The organism is Catenovulum agarivorans DS-2, assembly GCF_000568405.1.
GTDB lineage: Bacteria > Pseudomonadota > Gammaproteobacteria > Enterobacterales > Alteromonadaceae > Catenovulum > Catenovulum agarivorans_A.
On sequence record NZ_ARZY01000013.1, the window covers coordinates 42,274 to 58,183 of the forward strand.

A 15,910-nucleotide genomic window follows, 5' to 3' on the forward strand; every position below is an offset into this window, starting at 1 on the left:
GTGATTTTTTGCTGTTTTGTTCGTTTTATATACGTCTTTTGGCGCTTTTTTAATTAAATAGACAAAAACTACAAAAACTCTGCGAAAAGTTGAAAAAAAGGGGTTGACGCGACCCAGTCATATCAGCATAATACGCGCCACTCGCTGAGGCGAGGTAAGTGGCTACATAGCTCAGCTGGTTAGAGCACAGCACTCATAATGCTGGGGTCGCAGGTTCGATTCCCGCTGTAGCCACCATTTTTTTAGCGGAAGTGGCGAAATTGGTAGACGCGCTGGATTTAGGTTCCAGTACTTCGGTGTGAGAGTTCGAGTCTCTCCTTCCGCACCATTGCTGGGGTATCGCCAAGCGGTAAGGCAGCGGGTTTTGATCCCGCCATTCCCAAGTTCGAATCTTGGTACCCCAGCCATCTCTCCCTTTGCTGGGGTATCGCCAAGCGGTAAGGCAGCGGGTTTTGATCCCGCCATTCCCAAGTTCGAATCTTGGTACCCCAGCCATCTCTCCCTTTGCTGGGGTATCGCCAAGCGGTAAGGCAGCGGGTTTTGATCCCGCCATTCCCAAGTTCGAATCTTGGTACCCCAGCCATTTAATCTCTAATTTATTCCTCGTTAAACAATATTTATATCTCTGTTCTATCTCAATCTAACTTTTAAGCTTTTTGTCATATCATGCTTTAATAGGTTTAGTGCGCAGGCGTTTATGTGCAATTGCTAACAACAAAACACAACTCGATGCAGCAACTAAGTAGCGCAATTCTATGTCTAATGATTGGTTGAATATGGTGCTGAGCAGCTCTAGTGTGATAACTAGATAGATAAGTTTTCTTAGTGTGTGTTCTTTTAACAAAGTTAGCATAAAAGCGCCTAGAGGCGCGCCTACAGCGGCAACAAGGCAAGCAGTCCACCAACTATTGACCACAAAGGTGGATAATTCGATTGACTCGATGAACACCAACCAAACCGATGCACAAATTGCATTAAATGCCATCAGCACAACTGTGCTGGGGATGGCTTCTTTGATTGGGTACTTTAGTACGTAAACCAAAACAAAAAATAGCACAACATCTGAACCTGAACCCAAGCTTGCGGACAAAAAACTACCCAGCACTGCTGTGGCGAATAGTATAACAGGTTTGTACTTAAGCTCGTGTCTGCGCGCGTATAAGCTATGATTACACAGCCATAATACCCAGGCTGTGACTAAAATGAATTCACTAAAAGCAAATCTCAACCATTGTGCGCTTAAACTGGTTTGGGTGAGTGCAAAAGGCAAAACGATTAACGCTGCCGGAAAGCAATAGCCAAGTAGTTCCCAATGAATTTTTACTTTGCGGCTAATGAAAAATAACGTCGCAAAGCCCATACCTATTGTTTGAATGGTTAAGCTAAAGTATTTAGCATCTATTGCATCCACTGCAAACAACTTGGTCAACACGGGAAACGCGACAGCACCACCACCGAGTGGCGTAATACCTGCTACAAAGGAACCAAATACCATGGTAAGGGCAGATGTCCAATATTGGGCAAATAACTCAGTGGCAGCTAGCGGTTTATCGCTGAATAACCAGAATAAAACTAAACTAAGCAAAGCCGTCGGATAAAGCCAAGTCGAACTTGGTTTAAATTTGCTACTCACTTTCTTCTTTTAGCTGTTCTATTCGTTGTAAGGTTTTAGTGATTTTGCACGCTCTAAACTTACTCGCAGCCTCGGACGACGACAGGTTTTGAAAAAACACGCTGCGACACTGCGACTCAATAAACTTGTCGTAATGAGCATTTGCACGCTTAAACTCGCTTAACATGCTTTCATTACCACTCTTATTTACTTGGGCTCTTAATTTGTCTTCAGCGTCTAATATCCAGGCATTGAGCTCGCGATTAATTTGTTTTTCGGTTTCATCTAAACAAATAGCGTAAGCGGTATGGTTGGCTGTGCTATTTTCGCATTCAGCTATGAGTCTTTTGGCTTTATTTTTTGCACTTTCTGCCAAAGCGCTTGATGGTACTAAATAACAAAACATCAGTAATACTGTTGCATAGTTAAATGAACTAATCGACTTCATTAGTTTTGATACTCCCCAATTGCAGCTTTGAGTATAAGTGATTTTAGGTTTGTCATCTGATTTAAGCTGCTCACCATTGTACGTCGGATACCCTTTAGTATAGGTGATTGGCTTGAGTAACCAAAGTATATTAAATCCATTAAATAACTCATGCTATTGATATCAATTTTGCGCTTTAATTGGAAAGGTTGCCAAAATTCATTGGTTAAACCTGACAAATCGCCTTGTAGACTACTCAAGTGGTTTACCAATAATTGTGCATCGCGAATCCCTAAGTTTACGCCTTGGCCTGCAAGCGGGTGGATGGTATGAGCTGCGTCACCAATTAATATTAAAGATTCATCGGCAATGTTCGCCGTGGTCATTTTTTGTAATGGAAAACTAGCACTGCTGATAAATTCAAATTTATTATCAGGTAAATACTTAGCAAATGCTTCGGATAAGTATTTGTGCTGCTGTGCCTGATTTAGCTGTGAGAGCTGGCGTAGCTGTGCGGGCCGATCATAAATAATCAGTGTTGCATATTGGCCATACAAGGGTAGGTAGGCGATTGCCTGAGCTTTATGATTGTCAAAAACTTGCCAAGTGTGTTGCCCTGAACTGTTTTGTTGTAATTTTACATTGGCACAATAACAGGCTTGATTATATTGCCAGCCTGATATTGGCAAATTTAATGAGCGGCGTATTTGTGATTGGGCTCCATCGGCTGCAATTAAAAGTTGGCAGTTAATCTGCTTATCACTTGTGTGTACAGTCCAACCAGATTCATTTTTTGTTACTTGTGTAATGTTTGTAACATACACTGGCTGTGCAAATTGTTGTAATGCAGCATGTTGTAAATGTTGATTTTCAACAAAACATCCTAGTTTATCTCGGTTGATATCAGATGCGCTAAACTGGCAACCACTATGTTGCTTTTCTTGCATAGATAATTGGTTGAAATTTTTCAGCCTAGTTGGCTCTAAAGCTTGCCATATGCCGAGGTCATTTAACCATTGTATCGACGATAAGCTGATGGATGATACCCGCAGATCTGGTGTTGTTGATTGAACATCAAACTGGCAAGGTTGTTTATCTATAACGAGGCAGTTAAAGCCAGCTTGGATTAATCCACAAGCTAATGAAGCGCCTACCATGCCAGCGCCAACAATTACAATGTCGTAGTCGTTTTTTTCCACTGAACGAAACCAAACGTATCTAATAGTAGGTGCATCATAGCACATTCAAAAAGTCAGATATTGCTGTGTATCAATTTTAACTTATAGGTTTCTTAGTTGAATTAATAACCTGTCCATTGCCCGGTAACTCAGTGCTTGGGCTAGGTGCGTTTTTTGAATATCAGTGTCGTTGTGCAAATCCGCGAGTGTCCGTGCAACCTTTAACAATCGGTGATATGCGCGTATGGATAAGTTAAGCTTTTCAATGGCGGTTTCTAAGAAATCGGCGTCGGTCGCTGAAATAGCCGCGTGCTGTTCGAGTTCTCTGTTGGTGAGATCACAGTTAAGTTTATTTTGTCGTTGATATTGTGTTTGTTGGGCTTGCAACACGCGTTGCCTAATCTGTTCGGAACACTCACCGCGTTCAAGGTTGTCGCGTAAACTGCCCTTGGGTAATCGAGCAACTTCTATTTGAATATCGATTCTATCCAAAAATGGTCCAGACAACTTGCTTAAATAACGCAGCATTTGTTCTGGGGTCGAGCGCATTTGCTCGTCGTTATAATGTCCACAAGGTGATGGGTTGAGTGCAGCAATTAGCTGAAATTGTGCGGGGAAGTCTACTTGCCTAGCTGCTCGACTTATGGTGACTTTACCCGATTCAAGTGGTTCACGCAGTACATCGAGTACTTTTCGATCAAACTCTGGTAGCTCGTCTAAAAATAATACGCCGTTGTGAGCCAAGGATATTTCGCCTGGTTTAGGTTGACTTGAACCACCAACTAAAGCAACGGCTGAGCATGTGTGGTGCGGTGAACGAAAAGGGCGGGTGTACCAATTGTTATTATCAACTTGTTTACCTGTAATTGAGTAGATAGCTGCTGTGGTAATTGCTTGTTGTTCAGTTAGTGGTGGCAAAATTGTAGCCAAGCGCTCAGCGAGCATGGTTTTTCCTGTGCCAGGTGGGCCCAGCATTAACATGTGATGGCCTCCTGCTGCAGCCACTTCCAGCGCTTTTTTTGCATGCGGTTGACCAATAATATCCTGCATGTCTAATAAGTGTTCAGTGGTGGTTTGTTCTGTGGAACATTGTGCTGGGGGCAAAATATTGTCGCCACTGAGGTGCTGTTTGACTGCAAGCAAGTTTGCTGCACCATATATTTGTGCTTGTTGGATGCGCGCTGCGGTTTGTGCGTTATTAATTGGCAGTATTGCTTTTCGGCCAGCTTGGTGGCAGGCCATGGTATATGGGATCTCTCCTAGAATATTTCTAAGTTCCCCCGACAAAGCCAATTCGCCGGCAAATTCATATTCGGCCAAAGCATCTATAGGCACCTGCTGACTTGCGGCCAAAATTCCTACCGCTATAGGTAAATCAAAGCGCCCACCTTCTTTGGGTAAATCTGCTGGCGCTAAATTGACCGTAATGCGTTTGTCGGGAAATTCAAATTCACTATTAATAATGGCACTACGAACACGATCTCGAGCTTCTTTGACGGTGGTTTCAGGTAAACCAACTATGCTAAATGCGGGTAAACCGTTAGATATGTGTACTTCTACTTGAACTAAAGGCGCATCAATAGCAACACGTGCGCGACTAAAAACTATGGCAAGTGACATTGTTCCCTCAACTTATAATTGGTGATCTAACCAACAAAAAATTCCGTAAATCGTCCATATCATTGAAACAAAAGCATGTTAAAACGTCAAATATTGCGTGAAGCTTGTTGAATAGTCAGCCTGCTTGTGGCTAATATACTCAAGTACAAATCAAAGGGATAAAAAGTCTCATATATAGATAAACAGATAAAGAGTGCTTCATAGTGCAGATAAACACAAAAATACCAACAAATTTAATCACTGGGTTTTTAGGCGTGGGCAAAACCACCGCAATCCAGCATTTGTTGAAACATAAACCACAAGACCAAACATGGGCCGTTTTAGTCAATGAGTTTGGGGAAATTGGCGTGGACGGAGCATTATTAAAAGATTCGGGTGCATTGCTCAAGCAAGTCCCTGGTGGTTGCATGTGCTGTGTACAAGGTGTAGGAATGCGCGTTGGTTTAAATGAGTTAATTAAACAAAAACCTGATCGTATTTTGATTGAGCCAACAGGCTTAGGTCACCCCAAGCAAATTATGCAGACGCTTCAAGACGAGATTTTTACTAAGTACTTGGATGTGAGGGCAACGATTACTATGGTTGACCCCGCCACTGTGGTTGACGAAAAATATTTAGAAAATGAAAACTTCATCGCTCAAGCGCAAATCGCAGATGTGATCGTGGCAAATAAGGTTGAAAAAGCAACTTCATCTCAACTTGAAGCGTTTGTAAGCTGGAGTAGTCAGTATCCTAACGCCGAGCAAATCGGCCAAATTAGTTATGGTCAATTAGCACTAGCTTGGTTAGATAGGCCAACGGCGCTTAAACCTTCAGCTATTGCAAGTAGCAAACATCATATTCCGGTCGATAAACCAGTCACGCAAGCGTTAGAAATTCCAGCTGGTGAACATTGGGTTATGCGCTCGCATTTTTCTGATGGTTACTGGAGTTATGGGTGGCTATTGGACGATGAAGTTGAATTTGAGTTGACGGATTTATTGGATTGGATCAGCGAGCTAAAAGCGCAGCGGGTCAAGGCCGTTGTTAAAACCAGCAAAGGCATTCTAAAGATTAACGCTGTTTTGGATGATGTGCGTTTTGAACCGGCCAAATTAATGGAAAATGCCGTGTTGGAAATCGTGACAGATAAACAAATTAATCAACCGAGTTTTTCACACCTGTTGAGCTAGAGGCTGTTGACTCTAGCCATTGACATTGGAATAGCATCACTGTTATTCCAATGGCTCTTTTAAAACCTTTTCTCATCTCCTTAGACAAAAAATATCTAAACAATATATTTTATTGCTCTATTTATACGCTAAAATGACGGAGTGTATAAAAATGACGTTTAGTCAAAAGTGAAACGGGTCGTCAATAATGGGATGTTGGTTAAAGCGCTTGAGGGACAAATATCAGAGAGATTGCCAAGCGGTCGATAAATTGTGTCCACGTAGCAAAGCTGAGAAAATTCAACAACGTGAGCAAGAGTTACTCCAGTTAGCCCATCAATTAGTGCATGAGGTTGGGTTAAATAATGTCACTATGGAAAAACTCGTATCTGCTTCCCCTTATTCAAAAGGTACTATTTACAACCATTTCTGCAGTAAAGAAGATTTATTCGTCGCTTTAGGCGTTCACTCAATGGGCTTGTGTGCTGAGTTGATGCACAAAGCTCACCAGTTTTCTGGCAGCTCAAGAGAACGAGCACTGGCTGTACATTTTGCTTATCACCTTTATGGTTTGTTAGAGCCTGCGCTATTTATGTGTGTATTGAATTGCAAAACGGCCAATGTGCAGCAAAAAGCTTCTAAAGCTCGGTTAGCCCAGTTGGATAAAGCGGATGAAGATATTGCGCAATTATGTGATTCTTTTTTTACTCAGGGAATTGAAGATGGCAGTTTAACGCTTGAAAAATCACAAATCGCCGCTGTATCTTTTGCCAATTGGGCTTGTTCATTTGGGACTAATTTATTACTACAAAATGCAGCAAGTATCTATGCAATATCGCGTCTTGGTGCAGCTAATAAAGTGTTGTTCAATGTCAACTTGGTATTTGATGGTATGGGCTGGCAACCACTGAGCAAAGATTATGATTATAAAATGAGTTGGCAAAAAATTGAGCAACATTTTGCTGACTATGTCGAAATGCTGAACTAATTTTATTTAATGGCCCAAGAGGATGGGAATAACATGAAAACTGACTGGTTAGAACTAATGGTAAAACGGCCTGTTTGGATTATTGTGCTCGGGTGTATTCTTACCGCAGCATTGGCCACAGGTGCGCAAAACCTCTATTTTAGAGGCGACTATAAAGTATTTTTTGGTCCTGATAATCCACAGTTACAAGAGTTTGAGGGGATGCAACGCACCTTTAGTAAAAATGATAATGTGGCTATTGTTGTTGTGCCAAAATCAGGCAATGTTTTTCAAAAAGATATTTTTACTCTAGTCATGCAAATGACAGAAGATGCGTGGCAAACCCCTTTTTCAACCCGTGTTGATTCCATCACTAACTATCAGCACACCGAAGCTGAACAAGATGATTTAATCGTAGATTATTTAGTTGGTGAGTTTTCCGATACCGAAATTACCCAAGATATGATAGAAAAAGCCAAAGAGGTTACACTAAATGAACCTTTGTTGGTTAATCGAATTGTCTCTCCTTCAGGTCATGTCACTATGATTAATGTGACGGTTCAGCTCCCTGACAAGCTAGATCAAACAGCGGACGTTATGGAAGTTACAGCATCGGTACGAGCTTTAGTCGATAAATACGCCAAGTTATATCCAGACGTGGATTTTCACTTAGCTGGCATTATTATGATGAATAATAGTTTTGCCGAAGAGTCGGTCAACGATTTATCTACGCTAGTTCCTGGTATGTTTTTAGCCGTCCTTGTGATGTTAGCTATTCTGTTAAGGTCAGTGTTGGCAACTTTGGCCACGCTTGTGGTAATTGCATTTTCAATACTTGCCGCCATGGGGTTTTTTGGCTGGACAGGCCTTTACATGTCAACCGCAACAATCGGTGCCCCTACTATAATAATGACGCTAGCTGTCGCAGATTGTGTCCATATTATTGCAACGGTTAACTACAATTTACGTCAAGGAATGGCCAAAGCAACGGCAATCATTGATTCGCTAAAGCTGAACTTTACCCCGATTTTAATTACCAGTGTGACTACCGCTATTGGCTTTTTAACCTTTAATTTTTCAGATGTTCCACCGCTTAGGCATTTAGGCAACTTGGTTGCTTTTGGGGTACTGATGGCATTTTTATTTGCCATCACAATTTTGCCAGCATTGTTGTACCTATTGCCGATTCGCATCGTTGCACAGACAGATGGCAGTTCCAATACAATGGAAAAGTTTGCAGACTGGGTTGTACGTAAACATAAAGTACTTTTGCCGACAACGGCTTTAATTGTCATCGTAATTGCAGGTATGGTGCCGCTTAATAAAATTAATGATGTTCCAGTGGAATATTTTGGTGAAGAGCTTGCTTTTAGACAAGCTTCTGACTTTATGGACGATAATTTACAGGGGGTCACTAATATCGATTTTGCGTTTCATACCAATAAAGAGAGTGGCATAAATGATCCCGAGTTTTTAGCGGATGTTGAAGCGTTTAGTAGTTGGTTGCGCCAGCAAGAAATTGTTGACCATGTTTTGACTTTAACGGATACGTTTAAGCGGTTAAACATGAATATGAATGCTGATGATCCGGCAATGTATAAATTACCTGAACAGCAAGATTTAGCCGCTCAATATTTGTTAATGTATGAAATGTCTTTACCCTATGGTCTTGATTTAAACAATCAATTAAATGTCGATAAATCAAGCATGCGTTTGACTGTTGCAATGGACAATGTTGGGTCAAAAGAAGTGATAGCGATGGAAAATGCTGTGCGAGAATGGTTTGCAGCTAATGCGCCCGACGTAACTGTTACTGCTGCCAGTCCTGCACTGATGTTTGCACATATTGGCGAAACCAACATGAAGAGCATGTTATCTGGGAGTGCATTGGCACTGGTGTTAATCAGTATCTTGTTGGTATTCGCATTAAAATCTGTCAAATTTGGTTTAATTAGTTTGTTGCCCAACTTAGCGCCCGCAGCCATGGGGTTTGGGATATGGGCGATATTTGCAGGCAATGTGAATCTGGGGTTATCCATAGTGACGAGTATGTGCTTAGGCATAGTGGTTGATGACACTGTGCACTTTTTAAGTAAATACAAAAAAGCACGTGAAAAAGGGCAAGCAGCAGAGCAAGCTGTGCGTTATGCATTTGCGAGTGTCGGTCGTGCGCTTTGGATAACCACGCTGGTGTTATTTGTTGGCTTTATGGTGTTAGCTCAATCTTCTTTTGCCTTAAATGGTGATATGGGGTTATTGACAGCGGTAATTATGGTGTTGGCACTTGTGGTTGATTTCTTATTATTGCCGGCATTTTTATTGGTTTTTGACAAAAAAGTTTATTCTACTGGAGCGGAAAATGTTGAACAGAAACAATCTGAAAGTTTGGCTTAAGTCAGTCAGCTTAGTTGGTGCATTATGGGTCGCCAATAGTGCATTGGCAGAAAGCCCTGAAGAAAAAGGTTTGCGTATCGCTACAGAGCGCAAAGCTGCAGATAAAGGTTGGGGAGATAGCATCGCGACAACCAAAATGATTTTGCGAAATGCTCACGGTGAAGAAAGTGTACGCGAAATGCGCTTAAAAGCTTTAGAAGTTAATGGTGACGGCGACAAAGGCCTTACCATATTTGACCGACCAAGAGACGTTGCAGGCACTGCGTTTTTAAATCATTCGCATATAAATGAACCGGACGATCAGTGGTTATATTTACCGGCTCTTAAACGGGTAAAACGTATCGCTTCGCGTAATAAGTCGGGCCCATTTATGGGAAGTGAATTTTCTTACGAAGACTTAGCATCGTTTGAAGTGGCTAAATACACCTATAAATATTTGCGAGATGAAGTGGTAAATGGAGAAAAATGCTGGGTGTTAGAATCAATCCCAACAGATAGGTATTCAGGCTACACTAAACAAATAGTCTGGATCGACCAATCTCATTATCGTCCGCAAAAAGTTGAATTTTACGACAGGAAACGCTCACTGTTAAAAACTTTGACTATGTCTGATTACAAATTGTATTTGGACAAATACTGGCGTGCCCACACGCTAAGTATGGTCAATCATCAAACAGGCAAAAGCACAGACTTGCTCACAACGGAAACTCAGTTTAGGGTTGGGTTAGAAGAACGAGATTTTGAACAAAACGCATTGAGACGCGCGCGATAACTGTTCAATACTAAGCTTAAACAACAAAAATTAGGAAAAACCTATGCTCAGGTTAAATAAAATTTGCGCCGCTGTTGTGATGGCTGCAAGTAGTTGCGCAGTAAATGGCGTAATTGCACAAGAGTCGGTTGATTTTGAATTACGAGGTTATTTTGGTGCTGAAGGTCGTTATTATGCTGAGCATGCGCATGACCCAATGCAGTCTGATAGCCAATTCTCTGTTACGGCTGAGCCCGACCTATATTGGCAGTGGCCTGATGGCAACAATAGTTTCACCTTTAAACCTTATTTACGGCTAGATAGCCAAGACAGTGAACGAACGCATTTTGATATTCGCGAAGCAATGTGGTTACACATTGAACGCGATTGGGAAATGCGTTTAGGTATTGGCAAAGTTTTTTGGGGCGTCACAGAAACTGTTCATTTAGTCGATATCGTCAACCAAACGGATACAGTCGAAGCATTTGACGGTGAAGAAAAGCTCGGTCAGCCAATGCTGCAACTAACCTTTCTAAAAGATTGGGGTATCGTAGACGCATTTGTTTTGCCAGGATTTCGTGAACGCACTTTTCCTGGAAAAGAAGGTCGTTTGCGTGGAAACTTTGTTATTGACACCAACAATGCGCAATATGAGTCGTCTGATAAAACAGGTCATATCGATTTTGCCCTCAATTGGCGTAATACTTATGACGACTTAGATATCAGTTTGAATTGGTTTAACGGTACTTCACGTGAACCAGTGCTGCGTCCAGAAATGAATCCGCAGGGAGGGTTAACGGGTGAATTGGTGCCTTTTTATCCACAAATTAATCAGTTTGGTGCTGTTGCCCAGTACATTTATTTAGATTGGATTTGGAAGCTAGAAGCCATAAATCGTGCGGGTGACAAAATTGACGACTACAACGCGATGGTTGGTGGTTTTGAATATACTTTCGTCGGTGTGTTTGGCAGTTTTTCTGATCTGGGTATCGTTGCTGAATATAGCTGGGATGAACGTGGCACAGATGCAAGCGTTCCGGCACAAAACGATGTTTCATTGGCTGCCCGTGTCGTCTTAAATGATATTAGCTCAACTGAGATTCTGGCTGGTTGGACGCAAGATCTCGATTACTCTGATAGCCGCTCATTGTTTGTCGAAGCAAGCACTCGAGTGGGTGATTCAACCAAGGTTACATTAGATATGTGGTTGTTCAACTCGGAAGATAGCAGAGATCTTGGTTATGGTTTTAGCCACGAAGATTTTATTCAGTTAGCTGTTGAGTGGTACTACTAGCGTCTATTTGTTATTCGGCCAAGCTAACGCTAAGTCTGTTGGTTTGGCTAAATCCGCTTGTGAATAGTCACAAACACCTGTTGGAAATATTTGCTCTAATGTCGCTTGATATTTGTGCATGTCGTGTGGGCCGTACCAACCCTGCTCAATGGCTTTAGATACAGGAATTTTTTCACAGTCAAAGCTATCCCCTCGCCATGAAGCTCCGGCTTGGATACGGCTGGTTGAATACACTTTAAATGCTTGACTGCATGCACCTAATGCATTTTCTGTACCATTCCATGGGCCATCAAATACGTTTGCACCAGCAGCAATTACTTTTCCACTTTCGTCAAAACATTGATCGACTAGCTGTGATGGTTTTGCAGCGAGGACGCTTTGACCATTGCGTATATTAATTAGCCATTCGTCCATTGCTTGAAATGCGTTATCAACAGGGTTGTATTTTTCGTCAGCTAACCACACAACTTGATTATCATAGTGTCCTTGGGTGTGTAACATGCGCATGCGCGCTGCGAATGTGGCTGAAACATGGTGCATGTCAAACTTATCCTCTAAATAGTGGCGCACGTCTAGAATGGGTATATCGGCTAATCCAGCAAATATTTGCCCATATCTATAACCGCGCTCAACCGCAATATGATCGGTTTTACTGCGTGAGGCCACCTGATTGTCATCTAGCGGTTGGACATTGTGTTTGCCCCACAAAGACAACCAGATTTTTAGCTTGATGCCGGGAATATCTGCAATGCGTTCGGCTTTCATTTGCTCTGCAGGTTTCCAACTACCAATTTTTCTATTTAAATCAATAAACTGCTCAATTGTTAGTTCACCTTGCTGCAGCGCTGATAAGCCATATTGCACGCCTTCATTACCCCAAATGTGGCGGGCGAATCCTTGTTTATTTTTGCCATAGACGTGGACTAAATCTTGCCAATGGCTCCAGTGTACATGTTGTTTCAGCTCTTCGGATACTGCATTGTTTAGCCAACCTTGGCGCGGGTTGTGGATGTACGCGTACAAGCCAAACCACCCATTAATACATTCACTATTTCCTTTCGGATAACTTGGCATTACACCACTTAAAACTTGATTGATCGGTTGGAAAAATGCTCCTTTGTGTGGCTCACCATTGTTGGCATTTAATCCTTCTACCAATTGACGTTTTTGCCAGTTTTGCCAAGTTTTTGGTTCGTTGGTTTTAAAGGTGTAGTAGTTGTTTAATAAGTCACAATCAAGCGCATACAGCGCTTGCGATACCATATCTGGGTATGAATATAGCGGCAGAGCACCGTCAATCAGGCCAGGTGAATTTTGTGCCATTAAATATTGGGCCAGTCCACCACCTGAACCGCCAACGCCAACCGTATAAACAGGTTCACCGTACAAGCTGATGAATTGGCGTTTCACTCGCCAAGCTGTATCTTCGGCCATCAACATATTATAACTATGGCTGGTTCTATTCGCGCCAGAACTGATTACCGCATAACCCTGTTTGAGCTGGTTGAGGCGACGTTTGATTAATTTGCTTGGCCGCATCGAACCTTGTTTAAACCCGATACCCGCGCCGCCTGCAAATTGGTATATTAGTTTGTTATTCCATTGCGATTTTTTATTACGGTCGCCTATTTCATCCAGCGATATTGGCATAGCTATCAAGTAGATATATCTATGAATAACCCCATACTCAACGCGCACCAGCGTTTGGTTGGCTTTTAATGCTTGCTGGTTATAGTTGTGAACCTTTTCACCATCAATAACATAATAATTGAGCCCAGTTGGAATTTGGCAATCTTTGCTATAGCCGATGATATTGTCTTTATTATTTCTATCACTATTTTCTTTATAGACTGGGGTCCCCCAGCCATGTTGGTTATCAACCAAGGGCTGACCTAAACGAGAGCTTTCAGTCATGCAGACAAAAGGATATTGTAAGTTACCGGAATAGAGTGGTTTGAGTGGCCCAACTTTGCCGAGTCTAATTGGGTAATCAAAATTGTCTTTCGGACGCGGGGTATGGCGTATATGTTTGTTTGGTATTAACAGCGGTGCTGTTTCTACTGGTGGTAATGCGGTGATCATTTGTGGGTTAGTTTGTTCGTTTGAAATAAATGCCGCAGTTAAGCCCACAATTGTTGTTATGGCTAATAACATCCCTGTTAGTCGTTTTACACTTTTCATTGCAAAGACCTCACAGCTTTAGATTTGAACAGAGCTTATACAACAAAGATCAACACGCTCTAAATAAAGTGTAGAAGTGAGAATAAATTTTGTACAGGTAGCAGGCGAGGATTGGTCAAACGGGCGAGCCATTCATATCAAGGGGGTTGTATATGAATGGCTAACAGTATCAGTTAGTTTTTGCAGCAACAGGTTAACTAACTTTATTAATTTTAGTCACTTTATTGTCAGCGTCGGCATCTGTGGTTGGCTCAGCAAAATCCAGTTTGGTTAATTCAGCTGTTTTGCCTTTAAAAGCCTTACTGAATAAATCTTTGTTGCGTGCTATTAATCGGCCTATGTCGTCTAATTTTTCGCTTTCAATGCCTGGCACATTTTCTTCAATTGCTTGGGCAATTGATTCAGCCAGTTCTAACATTTGATCATGTGCATCTGCATCTTTTTTATTGGTAAACATTTTTCCGTCCCGATCACATTGCCATAGAGCTTTAACCGCCATACACTTTCTCCAACTGTTTAAATATACAGTTAATTTAATTCAAAACTGTGTGTTTGTACAGTTTTTGCTGAAAAAATGACTGATTTTTTATCCTTATAATAAAAATAATTGCCCAGATACAAGACAACTTATCTAAACTTAATTAAAGTTGGCAGATTAATGACAGTGATACAGTTAAAAACTCAGGTGAAAGAACAAAATAACAAGGTTGCTAAAGCGGACATTGAGTCGCTTCATCGCATTTTTACCGTCCCCGAAGCGCCAGATTCTACTTTGGGAAAAATCGATAGTGAGATTTCGCAGAACTTAGCAGGGTTTCTTAATGAACATGTTGTGGCCAAGGCTATTTCGTTAGGCGATATCGAGCGCGACTTTTCCGATCCCTGTATTCCTGATCAACCCACATTTGTATCTGAACATACAAAGTTTTTGTTGGAAAAGTTAGTTGCGCAATCTGTCCATACATCTGCCCCAAGTTTTGTTGGTCATATGACATCGGCATTGCCCTATTTTATGTTGCCGCTGTCTAAAATCTTGATTGCGTTAAACCAAAACTTGGTCAAAATTGAAACGTCTAAAGCTTTTACCCCTTTAGAGCGGCAAGTATTAGGGATGATGCATAAACTGATTTACCACAACAAACCTGCTTTTTATGCTAATTATATGCATTCTGAATCAGACTCGTTGGGCGCTTTTTGCTCGGGCGGAACAGTTGCTAACATCAGTGCTCTGTGGGTTGCGCGTAATCAATTGTTAAAAGCGGATGGCGAATTTTCTGGCGTTGCCAAAGCGGGTATTTTTAAAGCGATGCAGCATTATGGTTACCAAGGCATGGCTGTATTAGTCTCTCGACGAGGCCATTATTCGTTGGCAAAAGCGGCGGATGTTTTAGGCTTGGGACGAGATGATTTAATTGCAATCGATGTCGACGATACTCACAAAGTTGACGTTGCACAAATGCGGCAAACCGCTTTTCAGCTAAAACAGCAGAAAATCGCCGTTTTGGCCATTGTTGGTGTAGCCGGTACCACAGAAACTGGCACTGTGGACCCATTAAATGATTTGGCCGACTTAGCTGAAGAAATCGGTTGTCATTTTCACGTCGATGCCGCTTGGGGTGGTGCGACGTTGTTTTCTGAGCAGCACAAAAATTTGTTGGCTGGTATTGAACGAGCAGACAGTGTAACTATAGATGCACACAAGCAAATGTATGTGCCAATGGGGGCAGGAATGGTGTTGTTCAAGTCACCGAAATTAGCGAGTGAAATTGAACATCACGCTGAGTATGTATTGCGCAAGGGCTCAAAAGATTTAGGCTCTCATACTTTAGAAGGCTCTCGCCCTGGCATGGCTATGCTGGTTTATTCTGCGTTGAATATTCTTGGCCGCCAAGGATATCAATTGTTGATTGACCAAAGCTTACAAAAAGCGCAATATTTCGCCCAAAGTATCAAGCTGCATGATGATTTTGAGTTAGTCACAGAGCCAGAGTTATGTATACTGACATACAGGTATGTACCAGCTAAGGTGCAAAAATTGCTGGCCAGTGCAGACGAAGCACTGAGCCAAAGCATTAATGAATATTTAGACGACCTGACACGCTTTGTGCAAAAACGTCAGCGTGAAGCAGGTAAGTCTTTTGTCAGTCGTACGCGTATTAATGTGGCAAAGTATCATGGTCAAGTTGTAACTGTGTTTCGTGTAGTTTTAGCTAACCCATTAACGACACAGCAGATTTTGCAAGAAATCATGATAGAACAACAAGCACTAGCGCAAGAAAGTGAAATCGCCTTGCCTAAATTAAACCAATTAATCCAGAGGTTAGTAGCCAACTAG

General features: G+C 41.8%; 12 protein-coding genes and 5 tRNA genes. 11 read left to right on the forward strand and 6 right to left on the reverse strand.

Features of this window, described 5'->3' with window-relative positions; all coding sequences use genetic code 11:
• Positions 1–160: 160 nt before the first annotated feature.
• The 5 genes from DS2_RS08535 (at position 161) to DS2_RS08555 (ending at position 583) form a co-directional block, all read left to right on the forward strand.
• Positions 161–237, forward strand: a tRNA-Met gene (locus DS2_RS08535).
• A gap of 8 nt (positions 238–245) precedes the next feature.
• A tRNA-Leu gene (locus DS2_RS08540) sits at positions 246–328 on the forward strand.
• A gap of 4 nt (positions 329–332) precedes the next feature.
• Positions 333–407 (forward strand) — tRNA-Gln (locus DS2_RS08545).
• A gap of 13 nt (positions 408–420) precedes the next feature.
• Positions 421–495 (forward strand) — tRNA-Gln (locus DS2_RS08550).
• Between the two features lie 13 nt (positions 496–508).
• Positions 509–583 (forward strand) — tRNA-Gln (locus tag DS2_RS08555).
• 81 nt (positions 584–664) lie between these two features.
• Here the strand turns inward: DS2_RS08555 and DS2_RS08560 are convergent.
• The 4 genes from DS2_RS08560 to DS2_RS08575 form a co-directional block, all read right to left on the reverse strand.
• Positions 665–1,633 (reverse strand): sulfite exporter TauE/SafE family protein, encoded by a 969-nt coding sequence (locus DS2_RS08560; RefSeq protein ID WP_035014311.1) that lies wholly within the window; start codon positions 1,631–1,633, stop codon positions 665–667.
• Positions 1,626–2,060, reverse strand: a complete 435-nt coding sequence (locus DS2_RS08565) for a lysozyme inhibitor LprI family protein (RefSeq protein WP_035014312.1) — start codon at positions 2,058–2,060, stop codon at positions 1,626–1,628. Before DS2_RS08565 ends, DS2_RS08560 begins: the two co-directional genes overlap by 8 nt.
• Positions 2,060–3,238 (reverse strand): FAD-dependent monooxygenase, encoded by a 1,179-nt coding sequence (locus tag DS2_RS08570; RefSeq protein ID WP_160168552.1) that lies wholly within the window; start codon positions 3,236–3,238, stop codon positions 2,060–2,062. The genes DS2_RS08565 and DS2_RS08570 overlap by 1 nt, the downstream gene beginning before the upstream one ends.
• Before the next feature lie 81 nt (positions 3,239–3,319).
• Positions 3,320–4,837, reverse strand: a complete 1,518-nt coding sequence (locus DS2_RS08575) for a YifB family Mg chelatase-like AAA ATPase (protein WP_035014314.1) — start codon at positions 4,835–4,837, stop codon at positions 3,320–3,322.
• A gap of 203 nt (positions 4,838–5,040) precedes the next feature.
• On the opposite strand from DS2_RS08575, the gene DS2_RS08580 reads away from it, so the two are divergent.
• The 5 genes from DS2_RS08580 (at position 5,041) to DS2_RS08600 (ending at position 11,394) form a co-directional block, all read left to right on the forward strand.
• A complete protein-coding gene (locus DS2_RS08580; protein WP_051479740.1) occupies positions 5,041–6,009 on the forward strand; it encodes a CobW family GTP-binding protein in 969 nt (322 codons plus the stop codon).
• Positions 6,010–6,196: 187 nt separating this feature from the next.
• Positions 6,197–6,976, forward strand: a complete 780-nt coding sequence (locus DS2_RS08585) for a TetR/AcrR family transcriptional regulator (RefSeq protein WP_035014315.1) — start codon at positions 6,197–6,199, stop codon at positions 6,974–6,976.
• A gap of 33 nt (positions 6,977–7,009) precedes the next feature.
• The gene (locus DS2_RS08590; RefSeq protein ID WP_035014316.1) at positions 7,010–9,349 is read left to right on the forward strand and encodes an efflux RND transporter permease subunit; all 2,340 of its coding nucleotides are present in this window, start codon (positions 7,010–7,012) and stop codon (positions 9,347–9,349) included.
• Positions 9,315–10,121, forward strand: a complete 807-nt coding sequence (locus DS2_RS08595) for an outer membrane lipoprotein-sorting protein (protein ID WP_035014317.1) — start codon at positions 9,315–9,317, stop codon at positions 10,119–10,121. The genes DS2_RS08590 and DS2_RS08595 overlap by 35 nt, the downstream gene beginning before the upstream one ends.
• A 43-nt stretch (positions 10,122–10,164) precedes the next feature.
• On the forward strand, positions 10,165–11,394 hold the full coding sequence (locus DS2_RS08600; RefSeq protein ID WP_035014318.1) for a hypothetical protein: 1,230 nt from the start codon (positions 10,165–10,167) through the stop codon (positions 11,392–11,394).
• A gap of 3 nt (positions 11,395–11,397) precedes the next feature.
• Here the strand turns inward: DS2_RS08600 and DS2_RS08605 are convergent, their stop codons facing one another.
• Together DS2_RS08605 and DS2_RS08610 are read right to left on the reverse strand one after the other, a co-directional pair.
• The gene (locus DS2_RS08605; RefSeq protein ID WP_035014319.1) at positions 11,398–13,575 is read right to left on the reverse strand and encodes a DUF6351 family protein; all 2,178 of its coding nucleotides are present in this window, start codon (positions 13,573–13,575) and stop codon (positions 11,398–11,400) included.
• A gap of 193 nt (positions 13,576–13,768) precedes the next feature.
• The gene (locus DS2_RS08610) at positions 13,769–14,074 is read right to left on the reverse strand and encodes a YebG family protein (protein ID WP_035014320.1); all 306 of its coding nucleotides are present in this window, start codon (positions 14,072–14,074) and stop codon (positions 13,769–13,771) included.
• A gap of 159 nt (positions 14,075–14,233) precedes the next feature.
• On the opposite strand from DS2_RS08610, the gene panP reads away from it, so the two are divergent.
• Positions 14,234–15,910 carry a pyridoxal-dependent aspartate 1-decarboxylase PanP gene (gene panP / locus DS2_RS08615; RefSeq protein ID WP_051479741.1) on the forward strand — a complete coding sequence of 559 codons (1,677 nt, stop codon included), beginning with the start codon at positions 14,234–14,236 and terminating at the stop codon, positions 15,908–15,910.

Excerpts from the sequence above, each read along its gene's own strand:
- DS2_RS08575 (WP_035014314.1), bottom strand. The coding sequence starts at position 4,837 with ATGTCACTTGCCATAGTTTTTAGTCGCGCACGTGTTGCTATTGATGCG.
- panP (WP_051479741.1), top strand. The coding sequence starts at position 14,234 with ATGACAGTGATACAGTTAAAAACTCAGGTGAAAGAACAAAATAACAAG.
- DS2_RS08605 (WP_035014319.1), bottom strand. The coding sequence starts at position 13,575 with ATGAAAAGTGTAAAACGACTAACAGGGATGTTATTAGCCATAACAACA.
- DS2_RS08590 (WP_035014316.1), top strand. The coding sequence starts at position 7,010 with ATGAAAACTGACTGGTTAGAACTAATGGTAAAACGGCCTGTTTGGATT.
- DS2_RS08565 (WP_035014312.1), bottom strand. The coding sequence starts at position 2,060 with ATGAAGTCGATTAGTTCATTTAACTATGCAACAGTATTACTGATGTTT.
- DS2_RS08585 (WP_035014315.1), top strand. The coding sequence starts at position 6,197 with ATGGGATGTTGGTTAAAGCGCTTGAGGGACAAATATCAGAGAGATTGC.
- DS2_RS08610 (WP_035014320.1), bottom strand. The coding sequence starts at position 14,074 with ATGGCGGTTAAAGCTCTATGGCAATGTGATCGGGACGGAAAAATGTTT.
- DS2_RS08595 (WP_035014317.1), top strand. The coding sequence starts at position 9,315 with ATGTTGAACAGAAACAATCTGAAAGTTTGGCTTAAGTCAGTCAGCTTA.
- DS2_RS08600 (WP_035014318.1), top strand. The coding sequence starts at position 10,165 with ATGCTCAGGTTAAATAAAATTTGCGCCGCTGTTGTGATGGCTGCAAGT.